13 protein-coding genes are annotated in these 21,584 nt (G+C 75.5%); 10 read left to right on the top strand and 3 right to left on the bottom strand.

Annotated elements, in window-relative coordinates; genetic code table 11:
• Position 1: 1 nt before the first annotated feature.
• From BLT76_RS08715 to BLT76_RS08700, 4 genes are all read left to right on the top strand, one after another.
• Entirely contained in the window at positions 2-3,112 is a 3,111-nt protein-coding gene (locus tag BLT76_RS08715) for an FtsX-like permease family protein (protein WP_090853909.1), read from the top strand.
• Positions 3,109-5,760: an FtsX-like permease family protein gene (locus tag BLT76_RS08710; RefSeq protein WP_139175452.1), complete on the top strand. Its 2,652-nt coding sequence runs from the start codon at positions 3,109-3,111 to the stop codon at positions 5,758-5,760. Before BLT76_RS08715 ends, BLT76_RS08710 begins: the two co-directional genes overlap by 4 nt.
• 253 nt (positions 5,761-6,013) lie before the next feature.
• Positions 6,014-7,363: an SWIM zinc finger family protein gene (locus BLT76_RS08705; RefSeq protein WP_211752821.1), complete on the top strand. Its 1,350-nt coding sequence runs from the start codon at positions 6,014-6,016 to the stop codon at positions 7,361-7,363.
• On the top strand, positions 7,360-9,972 hold the full coding sequence (locus BLT76_RS08700) for a DUF6493 family protein (protein ID WP_090853901.1): 2,613 nt from the start codon (positions 7,360-7,362) through the stop codon (positions 9,970-9,972). The genes BLT76_RS08705 and BLT76_RS08700 overlap by 4 nt, the downstream gene beginning before the upstream one ends.
• A gap of 193 nt (positions 9,973-10,165) precedes the next feature.
• Here the strand turns inward: BLT76_RS08700 and BLT76_RS08695 are convergent, their stop codons facing one another.
• A complete protein-coding gene (locus tag BLT76_RS08695) occupies positions 10,166-12,355 on the bottom strand; it encodes an acyltransferase family protein (protein WP_090853898.1) in 2,190 nt (729 codons plus the stop codon).
• A gap of 164 nt (positions 12,356-12,519) precedes the next feature.
• Between BLT76_RS08695 and BLT76_RS08690 the strand changes: the two genes are divergently transcribed.
• On the top strand, positions 12,520-15,534 hold the full coding sequence (locus BLT76_RS08690; protein WP_090853895.1) for an amidase family protein: 3,015 nt from the start codon (positions 12,520-12,522) through the stop codon (positions 15,532-15,534).
• Between the two features lie 69 nt (positions 15,535-15,603).
• On the opposite strand, the gene BLT76_RS08685 is transcribed toward BLT76_RS08690, so the two are convergent.
• A complete protein-coding gene (locus BLT76_RS08685; protein WP_090853892.1) occupies positions 15,604-16,458 on the bottom strand; it encodes a sulfurtransferase in 855 nt (284 codons plus the stop codon).
• A 118-nt stretch (positions 16,459-16,576) separates the two neighbouring features.
• Here BLT76_RS08685 and BLT76_RS26575 point away from each other — a divergent pair, with 118 nt between their 5' ends.
• From BLT76_RS26575 to BLT76_RS08660, 5 genes are all read left to right on the top strand, one after another.
• Positions 16,577-17,245, top strand: a complete 669-nt coding sequence (locus BLT76_RS26575) for an acyltransferase (protein ID WP_280139632.1) — start codon at positions 16,577-16,579, stop codon at positions 17,243-17,245.
• Positions 17,246-17,261: 16 nt separating this feature from the next.
• Positions 17,262-18,653 (top strand): NAD-dependent succinate-semialdehyde dehydrogenase, encoded by a 1,392-nt coding sequence (locus tag BLT76_RS08675; RefSeq protein WP_090853889.1) that lies wholly within the window; start codon positions 17,262-17,264, stop codon positions 18,651-18,653.
• A 101-nt stretch (positions 18,654-18,754) separates the two neighbouring features.
• Entirely contained in the window at positions 18,755-20,017 is a 1,263-nt protein-coding gene (locus BLT76_RS08670) for an acyl-CoA dehydrogenase family protein (protein WP_244509323.1), read from the top strand.
• A 50-nt stretch (positions 20,018-20,067) separates the two neighbouring features.
• A complete protein-coding gene (locus BLT76_RS08665; RefSeq protein WP_090853886.1) occupies positions 20,068-20,529 on the top strand; it encodes a VOC family protein in 462 nt (153 codons plus the stop codon).
• A 25-nt stretch (positions 20,530-20,554) separates the two neighbouring features.
• Positions 20,555-21,235, top strand: coding sequence for a DUF6989 domain-containing protein (locus BLT76_RS08660; protein ID WP_090853883.1), 681 nt, complete (start codon positions 20,555-20,557; stop codon positions 21,233-21,235).
• Here BLT76_RS08660 and BLT76_RS08655 read toward each other — a convergent pair whose 3' ends face one another.
• A complete protein-coding gene (locus tag BLT76_RS08655; RefSeq protein WP_090853879.1) occupies positions 21,236-21,532 on the bottom strand; it encodes a DUF1905 domain-containing protein in 297 nt (98 codons plus the stop codon).
• Positions 21,533-21,584 lie beyond the last annotated feature (52 nt).

Genomic DNA, 21,584 nt, shown 5'->3' with positions numbered 1-21,584 from the left:
CGTGCTGAGGTTCGTCGTACGCCGGGCCCTCGTGCAGCGGCGGATGGTCGTCGCCGCCGTCGTCCTGGTGGCGGTGGCGGCGACCCTGCTCGGCACCTGCGCGCTGCTGCTGGGCCCGACCCAGGACCGGGCCTTCGCCGAGCAGGTGCAGCGGTCCGAGCCGGCCGAGGTGGACGTGACCGCCTACCTCGTCGACCTCCCCGGCCCCGACCTGGTCGCGGCCCGCGAGGAGGCCGGCGTCGTGGTCGCCGGGGTGCTGGCCACGACGGACCCGACGGTGACCGGCAGCGCGACCTCGCGGATGCGCCGGCTCGCCGACGGCGACCGGCTGGGCTACCTCGTGGCCGGGGATGACGTCGAGCAGCGGGCGGTGCTCACCTCGGGTCGCTGGCCGGTCGGGGCCGGCGAGACGGTGCTGCCCGACGTCGCCGCGAGTCGCCTGGAGCTCCGGGCGGGGGACCGGCTGCGACTCGGCGGGGAGATCGGGCAGGGCGGCGTGGACGGCGACCTCGCGCTCCGGGTCGTCGGCACCTTTCGGCCGCTCTCGCGGGCCGGGTGGGAGACCGACCCGCTGGGCGGCGCGGGCTCCGAGCCGTCGTTCAGCGACGGCTCGGTGACGGCACCGGCGTTCGGGCCGTTCGTCGTCACCGACGACGAGCTCCGCGCCAGCGGCTCGACGGTGTCCGGGCTGCGGGTCACCGCCCACCCGACCCTCGCCCTCGCCGACGACCGGGCGCTGCGGGACGCCGTCGCCGCGCTCGACCGGGCCTCGGCGCTCCTGGACTCGCGGGTCGGCGACCGGGCCCGGATCACCCGGGTGGGCTCGGACCTGCCGCGGACCCTCGACCGGATCCACGCCCAGCAGGACACCACGCGGGCGACCGTGGTGGTCGTGCTGCTGCTCGGCGCCGCGCTGTCGCTCGCGGCGGTGCTGCTGGCGGGCCGGTCGGTCGCCGCCGTACGGGACGAGGAGCGGGCCCTGCTCGTCGCCCTCGGCCTGAGCCGCGGGCAGCAGGTCGGCGCCGCGCTCGGGGAGGCGCTGCTGCTCGCCGTCGCCGCGTCCGTGCCGGCCCTTCCCGCGGCCGCGCTCGCCCACTCCCGGCTCACCCACCTGCCGTCCCTCGAGGCGGCCGGGCTGGCCCAGTCGCCCACGGTCACGGCGGGGCTCGTGGTGACCGTCCTGGCGGCGGCGCTGGTGCTCACCCTGGCGCTGGTCGCGTCCGCGGTGGATCCGTCGACGACGACCGCCGCCTCCCGGCGCCGCGCCGTCGCGGGGCTCGGCGTCGACGCGCTGCTGGTCGGCGCCGCCGTGGTCTGCGCGTGGCAGCTGCGCTCGCAGCCGGCCGGGGCCGCCACCGGCGGTGACGTCACGCTGCTGCTGGCGCCGGTCGTCTGCCTGGCCGCCGCGACCGTGCTCGTGGTCCGGCTGGTCCCGCTGCTCCTCGCCCTGGTGGCCCGGGCGGCGGCCCGGTCCCGCGGCCTGGTCCTGCCGCTGGCGGCGCACCAGGCGGCCCTCCGGGCCCGCACCGGTACGGCGACGCTGCTGATCGTCGCCGCCGTCGCCGCGATCCCCGTCGGCCTGGCGCTCCACAGCACCTGGTCGCAGTCGCAGGACGACCAGGCCGCGCTGCGGGTCGGCACCGACCTCGCGCTCACGCTCGCCGGGCCGCCGAGCAGCGCGGACGCCGCCGCCGTGATCGCGGCGACCGCCGACCAGGACCCGGTCGTGTCCGCGGTGGTGGACCGCCCGGTCGTGCTCGGCCGGTACGTCGGCGAGGCCGGCTCGCCCCCCGTGCTCGTGGCCGTCGACAGCCGGCACGCCGGCGAGCTGCTCCGCGGGCGCCACGAGGCGGGGCGGCCCTGGTCGGCGGTCGGTGCCGAGCTGGCCCCCGGGCCGCCGGTCGAGGGGGTGCCCGTCCCCGAGGACGGCGCCGGTCTGGAGCTGACGGGGACCGCGCTGGACGGGGCGCGGGTCACGCCCACGGTGGTGCTGCAGGACGCGTCCGGCTTCCGCGGGTCGGTCTCCGGCGTGGCCGTGCCGATGGACGGCCGGCCTCACCCGGTGGAGTGGCGGGGGCCGATCGGACCGGACCAGCGGCTGGTCGCCGTACGGCTGGAGGTCGACGGGGCGCCGGTCGACGAGCCGACCGTGGGGACGGCGGACGTGGAGATCGCGCTCGGCGTCCCGGGGGACACCGCGGGCTGGCAGGTGCACGCGCTGGGTCGGGACACCCCGGTCCGCAGCGCCGAGGTCGTCCCCGGGCTGCGGGTCACCGCCCGGCTGGACCTGGCCTACCTCGCCTACACCGGCGCCGACCTGCTGGTGACCGCCTTCGCGCCCCCGGACGAGGTGCCGGTCGCCGTCTCGCAGGACCTGGCCGACGCCGTCGGCGTGGGGGTCGGCGACGACCTGTCCGCGATCGTCGGGGAGACCGACCTGCCGTTCCGGGTGGCGGCCGTGGTGCCCAGCGTGCCCGGTGCCCCCGGTCGGACGGCGGTGCTGGCGGACGTCGACACCGTCTCGCGGGCGCTCGTGGACGCCGGCCGGCTCGAGCCGGTCGTCGACGGCTGGTGGGTGGCGGACCCCGGCCCCGGGACCACCCGCGCCCTGGAGGACCTCGACCTGGGTGAGGTGCTCACCCGGCAGGAGCTCGCGACCGACCTCGCCCAGGGGCCGCTCCGGGTCACCGTCCCGGCCGCGCTGCTCACCCTCGTCGTGGCCGCGGCGGTGCTGCTGCTTGCCGGTGTCGGGCTGGTGCTCGGCGCCGACCGGCGCCGGCGGACCGCCGAGGTGCCGCGGCTGCGGGCCCTCGGCCTGACCCGGCGCGGCGCCCGGCGGCTGCTGCTGGCCGAGCACGCGGCGCTCGTCGTACCGCTGCTGCTGGCGGGGACCCTCGCCGGCGCCGGGGTGGTGCTGGCGATCGGACCCGACCTGGTCCGCTCCGACCTCGGCGCGGCGCCGGTCCCCGCCGCGGTCGTCGCCTGGCCGTGGACGGTGTCGGCGCTGGTCCTCGGGGGGCTCCTGGTGGGCGTGCTGGCCCTCACGGCGGTCGTCACCGCCCGCCAGGTACGACGCTCCGACCTCGCCGACCTGCGTCAGGGGGACGGATGAGACTGCACGGACCCACCCTCCGCGGCCGGGTGCGCAGCGATCCCGGCCTGCTGCTCCTCATGGGCCTGGTCGTCGCGCTCACCACCGCCCTGACCGCGGCGGTCGCGCCCCTGACCGACCGCACGGGCGACCGGGCCTTCGCGGACGCGGTGCGCGACGCCGGCCTGCGCGGTGCGGTGGTCGCCACCCTCCCCGAGGGGTACGACGACCCGCGCGGCGAGCGGACCCGCGACCCGGGCTCCGCGACCGAGCTGCGCCAGGCCACGTCGTACGCGCAGGGCACGCTGCCCGGCCGGCTGGCCCGGGTGCTCCGGCCCGGGGTCGCGACGACCACCACCCTCGCGCTGCAGCTGCTGGACGCCGGACCGGGCCGCTACCTGCGGCTCGCCTACGTCGACACCCCGGACGGCGAGCCGGCCGTCACCTACACCGCGGGTCACGCGCCCCGGGCGGCCGTGGGCGAGGACCGCGCCGACGCCGCCGTGCCCGCCGGCGCGGGTCCGTGGCCGGTGCAGGTCGCGCTGTCCGAGGCGGCGGCCGCCGCCCTCGACGTCGGCCCCGGCGACCGGATCCCGGCCGAGGACGAGCAGCACCGCGAGGTGCTGGTCCGGATCAGCGGCGTCTACGTCGCGTCCGACCCCGACGACGACGCCTGGCAGGTGTCGACCGAGCTGCTCGAGCCGTCCCAGGGGATCTCCGAGGGCGTGCTGCGCACCTCGGCCGCGGCGCTCGTCTCCGCCGCCGCGTTGCCCGACCTGCGGCTCGCCGTACCGGCCGACGACCTGACGCAGCGCATCCTCTTCACCCCGCGCCCCGAGCGGCTGCGCTGGCGCGACTCGCGGGAGCTGGAGCAGGCCGTGGCCTCGCTGCAGACCACCGCCGGGGTCGGCGGCGGCGACCTCTCCTGGGACAGCCTGCTCGACCGGGTGCTGGCCGACGAGCGCGTGCAGGTCGCGTCCGCGCAGGGGCAGGCCCAGGTCCTGCTGCTCGGGCTGCTCGCCTGCGCACTGCTGGTGCTGACCCTCGGCGCCCAGCTCCTGGTACGACGGCGCGCCGGTCCGGTCGTGGTGGCCCGCGAGCGCGGCGCCTCCCTGGCCGGCATCTCCGGCGAGCTGCTCGTCGAGTCGCTGCTCGTCGCGGTGGGCGGGGCCGCCGTCGGGCTCGGCGCCGTCGCCCTGCTGGCGGGCACCCCCGGCTGGGGCTGGTCGCTCCCGGTGCTCGCGATCGCCGTCGGTGCGGCGCCGGTCCTCGGGGCGGTCCTCGCCGCGCGGGCGACCGGTGCACGGCGGGTGCCGGCCAACCGCGCAGCCCGTCGTACGGCGGCCCGCTCGCGGCGGCTGACCCGGCTCTTCCTGGAGGCGAGCGTGCTGGTCGCGGCCGGGCTGGCCCTCCTGGCCCTGCGCCAGCGCGGCGTGGTCGGGGCCGACCTGACGGCGGCGTCGGCCCCGACCTGGTGGGCGGTCGCGGGCGCGGTCGTCCTGCTCCGGCTGCTGCCGCCGGCGGCCCGCCTGGCGCTGCGCGGCGGACGTCGTACGACGGGGACGGTGCGGTTCCTCGCCGCGGCGCGGATCGCGGAGACCGGCGCCCGGGCGCTGCCGCTGCTGGTGGTCACGGTCGCGGTCGCCCAGCTGACCGTGGGCGTCGCGCTGGCGGCGACCGAGCGTGAGGGGCAGGCGGCCGGCGCGCTGCTCGCGGTCGGGGGAGACGCGCGGCTGACCACGGCCCCGGGCGCCGACCTCGCCCCTGCGGTCGCGGCCGCCCCGGGCGTGCGCGCCGCGGCGTCCGGGCGGGTCGAGGACGGCGTGCGCGCGTCGTCGCGGAGCAGCGCCGACTCGGTGCGGCTGGTGGTGGTCGACGCGGCGTCGTACGCCTCGCTGCTCGCGGCGAGCGCCCTCCCGGACGCGCCCCGGCTCACCCGTCTCCGAGGCGGCGGCGACCGGGTGCCGGCGCTGCTGCTCGGCGGCGACGCCGGGCTGCGCGACGGCCTGGTGGTGCGCTGGGACGACGAGAACGTCCCGCTCGACGTCGTCGGGACCGCGCCCCGGGTGGACGCCTCGGTCGACCCGGTGGTGGTCGTGGACGCCGCCGCCTTCGCCGACGCCGGCGCGGTGGCCCAGCCCGACACCGTGTGGGCGGTCGGACCCGGAGCGGCGGACGCGCTGGAGGCGACGGGGGCCGGCGTCGTCCTCCGGTACGACGACGAGCTCGCCGCCCGCCGGGACGCGCCCCTGGCCGCGGGCCTGGTCCGCCTGGCCGTCGCCACCTCGGTCCTGCTCCTGCTGCTCGCCGTCCTCGGGGTGGTGCTCGCGGCCGCTGCCGAGGCGCCGGCCCGGGGCGAGTCGCTCGGCCGGCTGCGCGCGCTCGGTCTCGGGGACCGCGAGCTGCGCCGGGTCCTGGGCGCCGAGCTCGTCGTCCCCGTCGCGGTGGCCGTGCTGGCCGGCCTGGCCCTGGGCGTCGGCGCCTCCGCCGCGACCTTCGGCTCGCTGTCGCTGGAGCGGATCACCGGCCAGACGACGACGCCGGACCTGGTCCTCCCGTGGTGGACGGCGCTCGCGGTCGGCGTCCTCGTCGGCGCCGTCCTGGTGGTCGCCCGCGTCGAGTGGCGGCGGCTGCGGAGGCGGTCGCTGGCGGGGCTGCTGCGGGGCTGACGGCGTGCGGCCCCGGTCCGGCGGTGAGCTGTCCACCGTTCGTCGTACCGGATCGGTGGATGACGCACCGCCGGGTGGCGCGTCGCGGCCGACACCCCGCGGCGGCGGTGCGTCCGCCACCGAAGGCCGCGCGGGAACGGTGGACAGCTCACCGCTGCCCGGGTGGTCCCGCCCTGCCGACACCGGCGCGACGAGGGGAACGCCGGACACCGGGGGTGGGTGGTGGCACCATGCGGTCCCGGAGGTGGAGCCCGTGTCGACCCAGACGCTCACGTACCAGCGGCCGTCCGCGCTGACGGACCCACGCCGGCTGGTCCTCGAGACCGGCGGCGGTCGGGCCCTGCTGCACCCGGCGGCGCACCCCCGCTTCTTCGACGGCTGGGTGACCCGCCCGCACCTCGTCGCCGAGGCACTGCGCCAGGTCGCCTCCGTCGCCGCCGCCGAGTACTGGCGGCGTGAGCGGGTGCCCGCGGGCGGCGGATTCGACCCGGTCGTCACCTCGGACGGTCGGATGCTGCGGTTCGAGTCGTTCTCGCTCTGCGGCGGTGTCCAGGCGCGGCTCGACCTCGAGCCCGAGATCCTGGATGGCGACCTCCTCGACCGGGGGACGACCAACGTCGACGTCAACGAGCCGCTGCGCCGGATGCTGACGGGCGTCGCCGCCGACGGGATGCTGCACCTCTCGGTCGGCTCCGACGGCCTGGTCGCGACGACCGGGGAGGGCTCGGTCGTGGAACGACGGGTCCCCCTGTCGACCCGTTGGCTGCGCGGCTTCGCGGAGGCCCAGCAGCTGGCCTCGACGTTCGAGCTGCGCACCGAGCTCGACGGCCGGCAGGCTGCGGCGTTCCTCACCGGCCTGGCCCGCGACACCCGCGGGTGGGTCGTGCCGGCCGGCCGCGGCTGGCGGCTGTCGTCGCGCGCCGCGCCGGGCAGCGTCCACCTGTCGGGCTCCGCACGGCTGGCGTCCCTGCTGCCGCTGGTGCGGCACGCGACGGCGCTGCGGGCCTACGGTCCCCACCTCGCCTCGGGCTCGGCGCCGACGGCCTCGGTCTGGGAGCTGCGGCTGCCCGGTCTGCGCTACGTCCTGATGCTCTCCCCGGAGCCCGCCCGAGGCTTCTCCGGGGAGGGGGCGGGCCTGACCGTGCTCGCCGGGCGCGGGGCCCTGGACGACGCCGACGAGGTCGGCCGGCTGCTGGACTACCAGTCCCGCCTGGAGCCGGACCTCCTGGCCGAGCAGACCGGCCTGCCCGCCGAGCGGGTGCGGGCCGCCCTGGCCTGCCTGGCGGTCGCCGGCCGGGTCGGGTACGACGTCACCACCGCCGCCTACTTCCAGCGCGACCTGCCCTACGACGCCACCAGCGTCGGTCGGCTCAACCCTCGGCTCCGCCAGGCCGAGGAGCTGGCGGCCGCGGGCGCCGTCACCGTCGTGGGCGACTCGGTCGCCGAGGTGGTGAGCGGCGAGCGCACCTACCGGGTCCGGACCCGCGACGACGGCAGCACGGCCTGCACCTGCACCTGGTGGACGACGCACCGCGGCGCGCGAGGACCCTGCAAGCACGTTCTCGCCGCCACCCTCGTGACCAGCCGGGCCTCGGCCGGATGAGCGCGCCGACCCTCGACGAGCTCGTGCCGCTGATGGCGGCCCGGGACCTCGCCCCGCTCGTCGCCCGCCTCGACGACCTCGACGACGCCGGCCGCAAGACGCTGGTGAAGCCGGTCCGCGCGCTCTCCCGGTCCGGCGAGTGGGGAGATGCCCCCCGCCACCTGGCCCGCGGGCTGGCCGTCGTGGGCCCCGCGGTCCTGCCGGACGCCCGGTCGACGACCGCTTGGGTGCGCCGCTTCGCCGGCTGGCCAACCGACGACCAGGACGTGAGGTTCGACCGCTACGGCAACCGGCTGCCGAGCCTGTCGCTGGTCGGCGGAGCCGTCGTCGAGGTTCTCGTACGACGGGCTCCGACGTGGCTGCCCGCCCTCGTGGACGCCCTCGCCGAACGGCTCCGGTTCAACCCCTACGACCCCGACGACTACCTGCTCATCGAGAGCCTGCGCACCCGGATCGGGCTGCCGCCCCCCGCGGTGCCGGTGTTCGTCGCCGCGTGGATCGACGTCGCCTGGTCCCCCAGCCGCGACGGGTCCGACCCCGTCGACCTGGTGCGGGCGGAGCCGGCGTACGCCGCGCTCGTGCCACTGGCCCTCGAGGTCGATGAGATCGCCGGCGTGCTGAGCGAGGGCGGCCAGCTCCGTCGCCTGGCGGACAGCGGAGCGGTCGACCGCGACGGGTTGATCGACGCCGCCCTGGCCCGCCTCCAGCGGGGTGGACGACCCCAGGCGACCAACGACGTCGTGCGCGTCCTGGACTCCCTGGACCCGACCCCGGACGAGGTGGCCGCCCGCGTCCGCGGCTACCTCGTCCTGCTGCCGCCCGGGTCCGCCACCAGCGTCGCCACGGTGGCGCAGCGCGACCTCCAGCGCCAGCACGCCGAAGGTCTGCTCCGAGCCGACGACGTCCTCGAGATGTCGCGGTCGGTCTTCGCCCGGACCGACAAGAAGGTGCTCCGGGCGCAGCTCAAGCACCTGGCAGCGCACGCCCGGTCCGTCCCTGCCGACGCCGACCTCGTGGCCCGCGCGGCCTGTGCCGCGCTGGACAACGCCGCGCCCGACGTCCAGCGTGGTGCCGTCGACCTGCTGGTCCGGCTCGCGCCTGGATTGTCGGCCGCGGTCGTGGCGGAGGTCGCGGCCGCGGGCGAGGGGCTTCCGGGGGACCTGCACCTGCGACTCGGGTCCGGTCTCCCGGCGGCGGAGGCGGTCCCGGCTCCGCCGCTCCCGGCACCGCCGGTCGCGACCCTGCCGGGCCCGCCGGCGCCGGTCGGACCGGTGCTGCCGATCACCTCGGTCGACGAGCTCGTCGAGGAGCTGGCGTCGATCGTGCGGTCGGAGCCGCTCCGGGCTCGCGGCGCCGACCTCGACCGCGTGGTGGAGGCCCTGCCGCGCCTCGCGGGCGCCGACCGGGACGGCCTGCGCCAAGCCGCGACCACGATCACGCAGTCCGGGACCTACGCGTACTACCGCGAGCACGCGAGCGGGTTCGACTTCGGGACCCGGTGCGGCCTGGTGGTCCTCCTGGCCAGCTGCCTCGGCGACGCCTGGGGGCGACCGGCGCCGGACCCCCACCTGGGCCGTCGTCCCGGCCCGGAGCGAGCGATCACGGAGCGCCTCTTCAGCCTTGCCCAGCGCATCCGCACCGACGGGACCGTCCGGGTCGTCGCGCTCCCGTCGACCCTCGACGGCGCGATCACCGCCAGCGACCTGCTCGACCGCCTCGCCACCGCGGCCGCACAGGGATGGACGCCGGACGAGCTTGATCTCGAGCAGGCCCTGCTGCGCCTCGACCCGTCGGCGGCCGACCCTGCGCTGTTCGAGGCACTGGGTGGAGACGCGGCCGCTCGGGTGGCGCGCTGGATCCGGTCGGGCGGGCGCCGTACCCCCGTCGGGGTGAGGGGACGGGCGCCCGAGCCCGCGGTCGAGAGTCTCGAGGACCCGCCGGTCACGGGGCTGCTCTGGGAGCGGTTGAGTCGATGGACCGTGCCCCGGAAGGGCCAGACGGCCGGATGGGATCCAGGCGCCGCGTTCGACACCTGGCCGCTGGTCCTGCCGCACCACCGCGACATCGTGGCGGCCCATCTTCTCCGCGAGCTGAGCCGCGCCCGGGACTCCCGATGCCAGGGGCTGGGTGCCCTGGTCGACCTGACCGAGGGCTCCGGCCCCGTCGGGAACGCGCTCCTGGTCGGCCTCGCCTACGCGGCGGCCGGCAAGCACCAGGACGCCTGGTCGGCCGCAGCCGACGGGCTCCTGGTCCTGGCCGGCCGGAGGCAGCTCGACGGTGCCGCGTTCGGTGAGGTACTCGCCACGATGGTCGAGCGGGGAGACATCGTCGCCAAGCGCCTGGTGACGCCCCTGGGGGACGCCGCGCGGGCCGGCGCAGCGGTCGAGATCTGGCCCGCGCTCGCCGGGGTGCTCCGTCCGCTGCTGACCGGCACGGCGACCGGGACCGGACTCGTCGACCTGCTGGTCCTCGGCGCGGAGGTCGCTCCCCTCGCGGGGGCGCGGGGCACCGTCGAGGGTCTCGACGCGCTCGCCGAGCGCCGGGGGAGCAGTCGCCAGGTGGTCGAGGCCCGCCGGCTGCGGGAGATCCTGAGGAGGCCGGTCGGCTGAGGCCGACGGCTCGTAGCGCCCCGGCCACCGGCGTGCGGCCCCGGTCCGGCGGTGGGCTGTCCACCGTTCGTCGTACCGGATCGGTGGATGACGCACCGCTGGGTGGCGCGTCGCCGCCGACACCCCGCGGCGGCGGTGCGTCCGCCACCGAAGGCCGCGCGGGAACGGTGGACCGCTCACCGCCGCCCGGGGATCAGCGGGTGGCGGTGCGCGCCCCCAGCAGCCCGTCAGTCGCCTCGGCCAGCCGGGCGGCGAACATCTCGGTGGTGGACTCGACGAAGCTGTCGGAGAGATGGGTGCCGGCGCGGTAGACCACGACGCCGCCGATGACCGCCGGGCAGTGCACGCCGTCGGGGCAGACCACGGACGTCATGTCGACGACGCGGGTGCCGGGGACCCGCTCGGCCGCCGCCCGCTGGACCTCCGCGCCGGAGCGGGGAACCCCGTCCGCGAGCGTCCCCGTGCAGATGGTGAGGTCGTCGAGGTTCTCCTGCACGCAGTCCGGGATGGTCATGCTCGACGGCACCGGGGTGTCGAGGATCGGGACGATCCGGGCGCCGGTCGCGGCCACCCGCTCCCAGTGGTGCACCAGGCCGTCGACCATCGCCTCCGGCTCGTAGTCGGCGGTGGTCTGGCCGCCCGGCGGCAGCGACTTGGATGGCCGCGTGACGGTGAGGACGACGTCAGGCCGGAGCTCCTCGACCATGGACAGGGAGTCGCGCGACCAGGCCTCGCAGTTCTCGTTGCGCTGGCCGTGGTCGAGCAGCACGGAGTCGGCGAACAGGCAGCCGTTCTTGGCGATGACGACCAGCCGCCAGCCCTCGCGCTCGGCGATCGCCTCGACCGGGGTGAACCACTGGGCGGCCTTCGAGTCGCCGACCAGGACGACGGTGCGGTCGGCGTCGGGATCGCCGTACTCGCAGGAGAGGAGCTTGCCGGTGCGCGGCGGCGCGACGCAGCGGTCGGCGTAGATGCGCGGCAGGTCGCGGTAGGTCTCCAGCGGCGAGGGGCGCAGGTGGTCGACGCGGCGCACCGCCGCCCAGTCGGTGTCGACGTACCGCGGGTCCTGCAGGGCGCGGGCTCCCGGCGCCTCGGTCGCGGTGGCCACCTCGGCCGTGTCGACGAGCGAGTACGACGCCACCAGCGCCACGCCGGCGACCGCGGCCACGGCGGTGCCGAACGCCCCCGCGAGCAGGGCCGGCCGGGGCCGGGCCAGGCGGGGGGAGTGGCGCAGGGGCGTCTCGAGGTAGCGGTAGGACAGCCACGCCGGCACGACCGAGACGGCCACGACCAGCAGCGCCTGGCGGACCCGCAGGTCCCCCCAGATCCCCTCGGCGGCGACGAGGAGCGGCCAGTGCCAGAGGTAGAGCGAGTACGACAGCGCGCCGACCCAGACCGCCGGTCGCAGCCCGAGCACCCGCCCCACGCCCCACGGCACCGTGCGCCCGGCGCCGGCCAGGATCGCCGCGGCGGTGCCCAGCACGGGCAGCAGGGTCGCGGGTCCGGGCCAGCGGGTGCCCGAGTCGACCAGCAGGATCGCGGACACCACGGCCGCGCCACCGGCCCAGCCGAGGACGCCGCGCACGGCGGCTGGGATCCGCAGCAGCCAGGGCAGCGCCAGGGCCAGCAGCGCGCCGACCCCGAGCTCCCAGACCCGGGTGGTGGAGACGAAGAACGCGAGACCGGGCTGGGCGACGGCGTACGAGAGGGTGAAGACGAAGGACGTGGTCGTGGCGACGACGAGCACCACCAGGAGCACGGCGCGCCACCGGTGCCGGACGAGCGCGGCCAGGAGGGCGGCGAGGATCGGCCAGACGACGTAGAACTGCTCCTCGACCGCGAGCGACCAGTAGTGCTGCACGGGCGACGGCCCGACCTGCTCGGCGAGGTAGTCGACCTCGCGGAAGGCCAGGCGCCAGTTGACGACGTACCCGGCGGCCGCGGCGATGTCGCCGCCGAACACCTGACGGCTGGTCGCCGGCAGCCAGAGCAGCGAGACGAGGCCGCTGAAGACCAGGACGACGGAGCTCGCCGGCAGCAGCCGCCGAGCGCGGCGGGCCCAGAAGTCGGCGAGGCCCAGGCGTCCGCGCTCGGCCAGCTCGCGCGCCATCATCGAGGTGATCAGGAAGCCGGAGATGACCAGGAAGACGTCGACGCCGGCGAAGCCGCCGGGCGTCCAGGCCAGGCCGGCGTGGTTGAGCAGCACGGAGCCGACCGCGAGGGCACGGAGACCCTCGATGTCGGGGCGGAACGACCGGCTCGGCGGAGCGGTCCGCTTCGGGGTTCGCGGGGCACGGTGCACGCCAGGTCCGATGCCGGTCGACCCGGATCGGTTCGGACCGGGTGACGGGTCCGCACGGCGGCCGGTGGCGAGCAACGTCATGTAATCAAACTAAACCACTAGACTTAGTTCACGGGAAACGTCCGCGTGTCGAACGGCTGTGAATCGTTACATCGCCGCAATAGGAGGAATCTTTACGCGCAACGGGACGACCGTAGAAAGGCCAGCGCCTCTTCTCTCCTGCCACGAAAGGCGCTGGATCCTTCATGTCCCCACGCACCACCGGGCGTCGTACCGCCCGCCTGATCGCCCTGCCGGCGATCGCGGCGGTCGCGGTCGGCACCCTCGCCGTCACCCCCGCAGCCCAGGCGCTGACCAGCGTCACCACCAGCAACGGCGCAGCCGTCTTCATCAACGACGCGCGACGCCCGGGCCTCGACACCGGCTCGATCCGCAACGTCACCGGCTCGCGGATGGAGGGCTTCGGCAACATCTTCGTCCACGTCGACACCCCCGCCGGCGAGGAGCCGCGGATGAACGACCAGATGATGCGCGGGTTCGGCCTGACGGCCGGCGCGCCCGGGTCCTACCTCTCGACCAAGTCGGTCCGGCTCGGCGACGTCCTGATGACCCGCAAGGTCCGGGTCGCGGCCGCCAGCAACACCACCAGCTTCTTCGACACGTTCACCAACTCCTCGACCGAGACGGTGACGCTCCAGGTCTCCTTCGGCGGCTCGCTCGGATCCGGCTTCACCGCCACCAGCCCCAACAAGGCGACCGTGTCCGCGTCCAGCAGCGGCGACGCGGTGGTCGACGCCGCGGACACCTGGATCTCGGCGACCACGCCCGGCACGACCCGCCCCACCGGCGTCGTCGTCGGCTCCGGCGTCGAGGCGCTCGGCGACCAGCAGTCCGACCCGTTCACCACGCCGTACGTCGCCACCGGCAGCCGGTCCAACGACCTGGGCTTCGTCCGCGAGCTGACGATCGAGCCGGGCGAGACCGAGTCCCTGGCCCAGTTCGTCGTCGTCGGCGCGACCAGCGACACCACCCAGATCGCGACCGACACCGCGGCCCTCGCGGCGAGCCCGGACTTCTCGAACCTGACGATCGACGAGATCTGCACCCTGGAGAACTGGGACCTCGCGTCGTACGCCGCCGCCTGCGCGGGCGCCGAGCCGCTCCAGGTCCCGGCTGCCGACGCCGAGGTCGAGCACACCACCGACGTCGCCTACGACGTCACCGGCAAGACCGTCGCCCAGCTCCAGGCCGACCTGGTGGCCGGCAACGTCACGTCGGTCCAGCTGACCAAGGCCTACCTCGACCGGATCGAGGCGTACGACGGCGGCGCGCTCGGCTTCCACTCGTTCATCACCGTCGCGAAGGACGCGGTCGCCCAGGCGCTCGCCGCCGACCAGGCGCGGAAGGCCGGCCGCACGGGCGACCTGCTCGGCATCCCGATCGCGCTGAAGGACATCTACGACACCAAGGACATGCCCACCTCGGGCGGCACCCTGGCCCTGAAGGACTGGGAGCCGAAGAAGGACGCCTGGCAGGTCGCGAAGCTGCGCGAGGCCGGGGCCGTCGTGATCGGCAAGACCGTGCTTTCGGAGTTCGCCAACTCGGGCTCGTTCAGCGAGAGCGGCTTCAAGCAGACCTGGAACGCCCTCTACCCGTCGAAGACCTCCTTCGGCTCCAGCGGCGGCTCGGCCACCGCGGTCGCGGCCGACCTGGCCGCCGCCGCGATGGGCACCCAGACCGGCGTCTCGCTCTACGCGCCCTCCACCGGCGCCAGCCTGACGACGTTCCGCGGCACCGACGGACTGACCAGCACCAACGGCGTGATGCCGCTGACCTGGGCCACCGACTACGCCGGCCCGATCGCTAAGTCGGTCACCGACGTCGCCTCGATCCTGGACGCGACGGCCACCCGGACCACCGGCAACAACCCCGACGACCTGCTCACCTCCCGCGTGGACAACGACCTGCGTCCCGTCGAGTGGAAGTCGGCGCTGAAGACGACCGCGCTGCAGGGCAAGGTCATCGGCTACGTCCCGAGCGCCTTCGCCTCCACGGCCATCACCGACGACAACGCCGGCGCCGTGGCCCTCGCTCAGTTCCGTACGGCGGTCGAGGCCGCCGGCGGCACCCTCGTGGCGGTCACCGGCGCGACCGCGCCGACCAACCCGCCGGCCGCCGGCTTCCCGACCTCCGGCAGCGCCGGCTCCGAGGGCTGGGAGCGCTACATCGGCGAGGAGCGTCCCGCGACGTTCCCGATGACCGCGAAGCAGCTGCTGGAGAACCAGGCGAACCTGCCCTACAACGTCTCGGGCAACTACAACTACAACCCGATGGACGACACCAGCGTCACCAACCTGCTGGCCCGTCGGGACGCCTACAAGGTCAACGCGGCCTCCTGGATGGACACCGCCTTCGGCCAGCCGGTCGACGCCGTGGTCTACCCGGGCTTCCTGACCAGCATCGGCAACAACGACGCGTCGTCGGCGATCTTCAGCTCCGACCGCGCGTCCGGCGTCATCACCCAGGGCGTCGGCCTGCCGACGGTGATGGTCCCGATCGGCAAGAACGACGAGGGCCAGTCCAACAACGTCCAGATCGTCGGGCGGGCCTGGACCGACACCACCGTCCTCGGGATGGGCTACGCCGTGGAGCAGCAGGCCCAGGCGGCCATGCACACCACGTTCGCCCCGGCCCTGCCGTGGAGCGGTCCGGCCGACTCGGTCACCGCGCTGAGCCTGCGCAGCACGGCCACGACGTACGGCACCGCGGCCCAGGCGACCGTCACCGTCGCCGCCGACCCGGCCGCCACCGGCACCGTCACCGTCGCAGCCGCCGGCCGGTCGGCGACGGGGACGCTCGTCGGTGGCAAGGCCACGGTGGCCCTCCCGGCGACGCTCCCGGTCGGCACCCACCTGGTCACCGCGACCTACTCGGGCTCGGCCACGGTCGCGGGCAGCACCGCGACCGCCACCCTCAAGGTGGCCCGCTCGGCCCCGGGCGTCTCGGTCGGGCTGGTGAAGAAGACCGTGCGCACGAACCAGAAGGGCGCGGTCAAGGTCCGGCTGTCGGCCCCCGCCACCGTCCTGGTCTACGACGGCAGCAAGGTCCTCCGCTCGGTCAAGGTCGGTCGCACCGGGACGGTGAAGCTGCCCCGGCTCTCCGCCGGTCGGCACCGGATCCGGCTCTACGTCGTCGCGGGCGAGGAGTACGCCGCGGCCTGGAGCAGGACCGTCGTGCTGCGGGTGAAGAAGAAGCGGTAGCACCGGCACGAACGCACCACCGGCAGCGCCGCGGACCTCGGGGTCCGCGGCGCTGCCGTCGTTGCGGGCTCAGCCCGGCCGGTCGCCGGTGGCGACGGGGCGCGAGGGGTCCGAGCTCCACGCCGACCACGAGCCCGGGTAGAGCGCCGCCGTCACGCCGAGGGTGGCCAGGGCGAGCACGTCGAGGGTCGCGCTGGTCCCGCCACCGCAGTAGGCGCCGACCTCGACGCCCTCCGCCAGCCCGACGGCGTCGTACGTCGCTCGCAGCGCGTCCGCCCTGCGCAGCCGGCCGAGGCCGTCGAGGTTGGCGGTGCTGGGCAGGTGGTGGGCGCCGGGGACGTGACCGCCCGTCACCCCGCCGGCGTAGGCGTGGGTGCCACGCGCGTCGAGCAGCAGTCCCGAGCGGGCCAGCGCGGCCGCGCCGTCGTCGTCGAGCACCGGCAGCGACCCGAGGGTGACCCGGAGGGCGCCGGACCCGGGTGGCTCGCTGTGCTCCCCGAGGGGCCCGCCCGCGGCCACCCAGGCGTCGAGGCCGCCGTCGAGGTAGCGCACGTCCGGTACCCCGGCCCACCGCAGGGTCCACCAGGCGCGCGCCGCCAGAGCGGGCTGGTCGCGGGTGTAGACGACGACCACCGAGTCGGGGTCGACGCCCCAGCGCTCGACCCGGTCCTGGACCTGGGCGCGGTCGGGGAGCGGGAGCGAGCCGGTGCCCTCCCGGGGGGTGCCGACCAGGTCGGCGGTCAGGCCGACCAGGAGCGCACCGGGCACCCCGGTACGGCGCGCATCGGCCGGCCCCAACTCGCGCCGGACCTCCAGGAGCACCACGCGTCCGGACCGCTCGCCCGTCAGCAACGTCCGCAGCGCGTCGGGGGCCACGACGGGCGCGACCCCGGCCGCGGCGGCGGGATCGGGGGATGGCGGCATGGTGCTCCTCGGCTCACGACCCTATTGTCGAGTATTAAGATACAGATAAGTGAGTAAAAGATCCGTGCGGGGTCCTGGTGTGGTCCGGCGTGGCGGCCCGGTCCTCTAGCCTGCGGCGGTGAGTCGACGCAGGAGGTGGATCAGCGCCGCCACGCACGCGGCGTGGGGCTGGCTGGACCGGGCGGGGGAGATCGTCCCCGGCACCCGCGCGGCGGACGCGTTCGGGAGCTTCGGCCCGGGCAGCTGCCTGGGGTTCCCGACGGCCACCCTGATGAACGTCGGCTCGATCCACCTCGGCTCGCGCACCCTGGTCGGTCGGCAGGCGACGCTGTCGGTGGGCTACTCGCCGGGGGACGCCGTGCTGCCCGAGCGCGGCCTGGTGATCGGTGACCGATGCGTGATCGGCGCGCGGACCAGCCTCACCGCGCACGAGTCGATCGTCGTCGGCGACGACGTGTGGTGCGGGCAGGACGTGTTCGTCTCCGACGCCAGCCACGGCTACCAGGACCCGGACATCCCGATCGGTCGGCAGTTCGGCCAGCACAGCCCGGTCGTCATCGGCGACGGCTGCTGGATCGGGCACGGCGCGATCGTGCTGCCCGGCACCACGCTCGGTCGCCACGTGATCGTGGCCGCCGGGTCGGTGGTGCGGGGCACGGTTGAGGACCACGCGATCGTGGCGGGCGTCCCGGCCCGGGTCGTCCGGCGCTACGAGTCGGGGGTGGGGTGGATCGGCGCGGGCGGCGACGTACGTCCCGAGGTGGGACCGGACCCGCGGTTGCGTTGACTCCTAGTCTCGGAGCATGACCGCGCAGCCGACGTACGCCTCGACCAGCCCGACGACCGGGGAGGTGCTGGCCACCTTCGACTTCGCCTCCGACGCGGACGTCGAGGCGGCACTCGCAGCCGGGGCCCGGGCCTTCGCCACCTGGCGCTCCGCCACGCTCGAGGAGCGGGCGGCGGTGGCCAAGCGGGTCGGCGCCCTGTTCGCCGAGCGGGCCGACGAGCTCGCGCTGATCGCGGTCGAGGAGATGGGCAAGCCGCTGGGCGAGGCGGTCGAGGAGGTCGAGTTCTGCCAGGCGATCTTCGACTACTACGCCGAGCACGGACCGGCGCTCGCGGCCGACCAGCCGATCACGTCGTTCTCGGGCGACACCGCCGTTGTGCAGAAGCGGCCGATCGGGCTGCTGCTCGGCGTGATGCCGTGGAACTTCCCCTACTACCAGGTGGCTCGGTTCGTCGCGCCCAACCTGGTGCTCGGCAACACCCTGCTGCTCAAGCACGCCGAGTCGGTGCCACGCTGCGCGGAGGCCGTCGAGCGGCTGCTGGCCGACGCGGGCGTCCCCGACGGCGTCTACCGCAACCTGTTCGCCACCTTCACCCAGGTCGAGACGGTGATCGCCGACCCGCGGGTCCAGGGCGTCTCGCTCACCGGTTCGGAGCGGGCCGGCGCGACCGTCGCCGCGCTCGCCGGGCAGCACCTGAAGAAGTGCGTCCTCGAGCTCGGCGGCTCGGACCCCTACGTCGTCCTGGACTCCGACGACGTCGAGGCCGCCGCGAAGCAGGCCTGGGAGACCCGGCTCTACAACACCGGCCAGGCCTGCAACTCCAACAAGCGGATCATCGTCACCGACGACCTGTACGACGGCTTCGTCGCCAAGCTCGTCGACCTGGCCAGCGGCCTGCGGCCCGGCGACCCGGCCGACCCGGACCGCGGCGACGACACCTACCCGCCGCTGTCGTCGGTGACCGCCCGCGAGCGGCTCCAGGAGGTCGTCGACGACGCGGTCGCGCAGGGCGCGACGCTGCACGTCGGCGGAGAGGCCGGGGCGGGCGCCTACTACGCGCCGGCCGTGCTGACCGGGGTCACGCCGCAGATGCGGGCCTACCGCGAGGAGCTCTTCGGCCCGGTCGCCGTCGTCTACTCCGTGTCCTCCGACGAGGAGGCGTTGACGCTCGCCAACGACACGCCGTACGGCCTCGGGGGTGCGGTGTTCAGCACCGACGAGGAGCGGGCCGCACGGCTCGCCCGCCAGCTCGACGTCGGCATGGCCAACGTGAACACGCCCGCCGGTGAGGGCGCGGAGATCCCGTTCGGCGGCGTGAAGCGCAGCGGCTTCGGTCGCGAGCTCGGCCCGCTGGGCATGGACGAGTTCGTCAACAAGCGGATGTTCTACGTGAAGAGCGACGGATGAGGTCGTGAGTAGTACGGGGAGGGGCATACGTGTGCCCCTCCCCGTACTACTCGACAGGCGACCCCGCGGCCGACGGTGGCCCCGACCACTACCGTGAGGGCGTGCTGACCCCCGTCTCGTACCCCGCCTACCCCGCCCCCTCGGCCCGCGCGCTGGAGCTGTACGACGCGATGGTGGCGTTCGTGCGGGAGGAGGTGCTCCCAGCGGAGGCGTCGTACGACGCGTTCCGCGCCGCGGCCGCGCCGGGGGACCACACCGTGCCGCCGGTGATCGAGGAGCTGAAGGCCAAGGCCCGCGAGCGCGGGCTGTGGAACCTCTTCCTGCCGTCGGAGTCGGGGCTGTCGCAGCTGGAGTACGCGCCGATCGCCGAGCTGTCGGGCTGGTCCAACGAGCTGGCGCCCGAGGCGATCAACTGCCAGGCGCCGGACACCGGCAACATGGAGCTGCTGCACCTGCTGGGCACCGAGGAGCAGAAGCGGCAGTGGCTGGAGCCGCTGCTGGCCGGGGAGATCCGCTCGGCGTTCGCGATGACCGAGCCGGCCGTGGCGAGCTCCGACGCGACGAACATCGAGACCCGGATGGTCCGCGACGGCGACGAGTACGTCATCACCGGCCGCAAGTGGTGGATCAGCGGCGCGGCCGACCCGCGCTGCCGGGTGCTGATCGTGATGGGCAAGACCGACCCGACCGCGGCGACCCACCGCCAGCAGTCGATGCTCGTGGTCCCGGTCGACACCCCCGGCGTCGACATCCAGCGGTCGCTGCCGGTCTTCGGGCGCCAGGACCAGCACGGTCACTGCGTCGTGGAGTTCACCGACGTCCGGGTCCCGGTCACCGCCGTGATCGGCGAGGAGGGCGGCGGGTTCGCGGCCGCCCAGGCCCGGCTCGGCCCGGGTCGGATCCACCACGTGATGCGCGCGCTCGGCGCGGGGGAGCGGGCGCTGGCCATGATGGTGAAGCGGGCCCAGACCCGGTCCGCCTTCGGGGGGCCGCTGGCCGACCAGTCCGCCGTGCGCGAGCGGATCGCCGAGTCGCGGATCGAGCTCGAGCAGGCGCGCGCGCTGTGCCACCGGGCGGCGTACACGGTCGACGCCGAGGGCAACAAGGCCGCGCGCCACCTGATCGCCGCGGCCAAGGTCGCCGTACCCCGGGCCGTGCTGTCGGTCATCGACCGCGCCATCCAGCTCCACGGCGGTGCCGGCGTCACCGACGCGACCGTGCTCTCGACGCTCTACGGCTGGCACCGCGCGATGCGGATCTTCGACGGCCCCGACGAGGCCCACCTGACCACGCTCGCCCGCGCCGAGCTCACCCGCGAGCCGCTGTTCGACCTGCCGGAGACGGTGTTCAGCCAGTTCGGCTGAGGGCCCTCCAGCGGTCACCCGCTGACCGCAATCGGTGCCAGGCTGACCGCATGAGCCGTCACGTCCAGATCACCTTCGACGCCCACGACCCGCGCGCCCTCTCGACGTTCTGGCGCGACGCCCTCGGCTACGTCCACCCCGGCCCGCCGGGGGTCGAGCTGCCCGAGGGGGCCGACCCGCTGGCGGCCTGGGAGGAGTTCCTCGAGCGCGTCGGAGTCCCGCCGGAGCAGCGCAACAGCCGCTCGGCGCTCGAGGACCCCGCGGGGGAGGGGCCGCGGCTGTTCTTCCAGCAGGTGCCCGAGGAGAAGGCCACCAAGAACCGGGTGCATCTCGACGTCCGGGCCGCGCCCGGGATGGAGGGCGACGAGCGGATGGCCGCCCTCGAGGCCGAGGCCGACCGGCTGGTCGAGCGGGGGGCCTCGCGGGTGAGGCGGTTCGAGCCCGAGCCACCGCTGTCGCTGGGCTTCCTGGTGATGGCCGACCCGGAGGGCAACGAGTTCTGCCTCGACTGAGGTCGTTCGCCGCTACGGTGACCCGGTGTCCACGACCCTCCTGACCTCGCGACGAGGACTCGGGCCGATCGCCGGGGTCCACGCGGGGCTGCTGGTCGGGGGCGCGATCACTCTCTCGCTCGACCCGCCCGCCCAGGGCTGGGGCGTCCTGCTCTGCGTCGTGGCGTACGTCGCCGCGCTGCTGACGGTGTGCCGCGCGACCGACCGCGAGGACCTGCTGGCCCTGGCCGGCTTCCTGGCCCTGGTCTCGGTGTTCCAGGTGCTGCCGGACTGGGTGCTCGCCGACCTCGTCGGCACCCTGCGCTTCCCCGACCGGGGCGGGCCGCGCGTCGACGACGTCATCCCGCTCGCGATGGCCGCGATGTGGGTCGCCCCGCTGTTCGTCGCGGTCGGCCTCGCCGGCGGTCGCCCGGGCCGCGCCGCACTGCTGTCCGGGCCCGTCTTCCTCGGGGCGGAGCTGCTGGCGCCGAGTCTCGGTCTCTGGGAGCCGACCGGCGACACCCGCCGCGTGCTCGGCGTCGCCGTGTACGTCGTCCCGGCCGAGGCCGCGCTGGGCTGGGCGACCGCCACCGCCTTCGCCCACGTGCGGAGCGCCTCGCTCCCGGTCCGCGCCGGCGCGGCGCTCGCCGTGTCGACGTTCTACCTCGGCGCCCTCGTCCTCGCGCACTTCCTGATCGACGTCGCGGGCTGGCGCCTCACCGCCTGATCAGCGCGGTCGCACGTCCACCGTCAACCGGACGGTCACCTCGTCGCCGAGGGAGACCCCCTCGGCCCTCCGCAGCTTGTCCTTCAGCGGTACGACGTACCCGCCGTCCTTCGGCCACAGCGACGTCGTCAGCTCCGTCTCGCCCACCGCGACCCGGACCGGGATCATCCCCCAGCCGTAGGACACCAGGGCGGCCGCCTCCGCGAGCTCGACGCACTCGTCCTCGGGCACGCTCACGAAGTGGTACGGCGCCGGTCCGCGCCACTCCCAGACGACGCCGTCGAACTCCAGGATCACGGTCCGACGGTAGCGGGCGGGTCTCGAGAAAACTGACGGCCCGGCGCTGTCC

Origin of the sequence: Nocardioides lianchengensis (assembly GCF_900101465.1) — a bacterium.
Taxonomy (GTDB): domain Bacteria; phylum Actinomycetota; class Actinomycetes; order Propionibacteriales; family Nocardioidaceae; genus Nocardioides; species Nocardioides lianchengensis.
The sequence above is the reverse complement of the archived record's forward strand: the minus strand, read 5'-3'. Positions and strand labels throughout refer to the sequence as shown.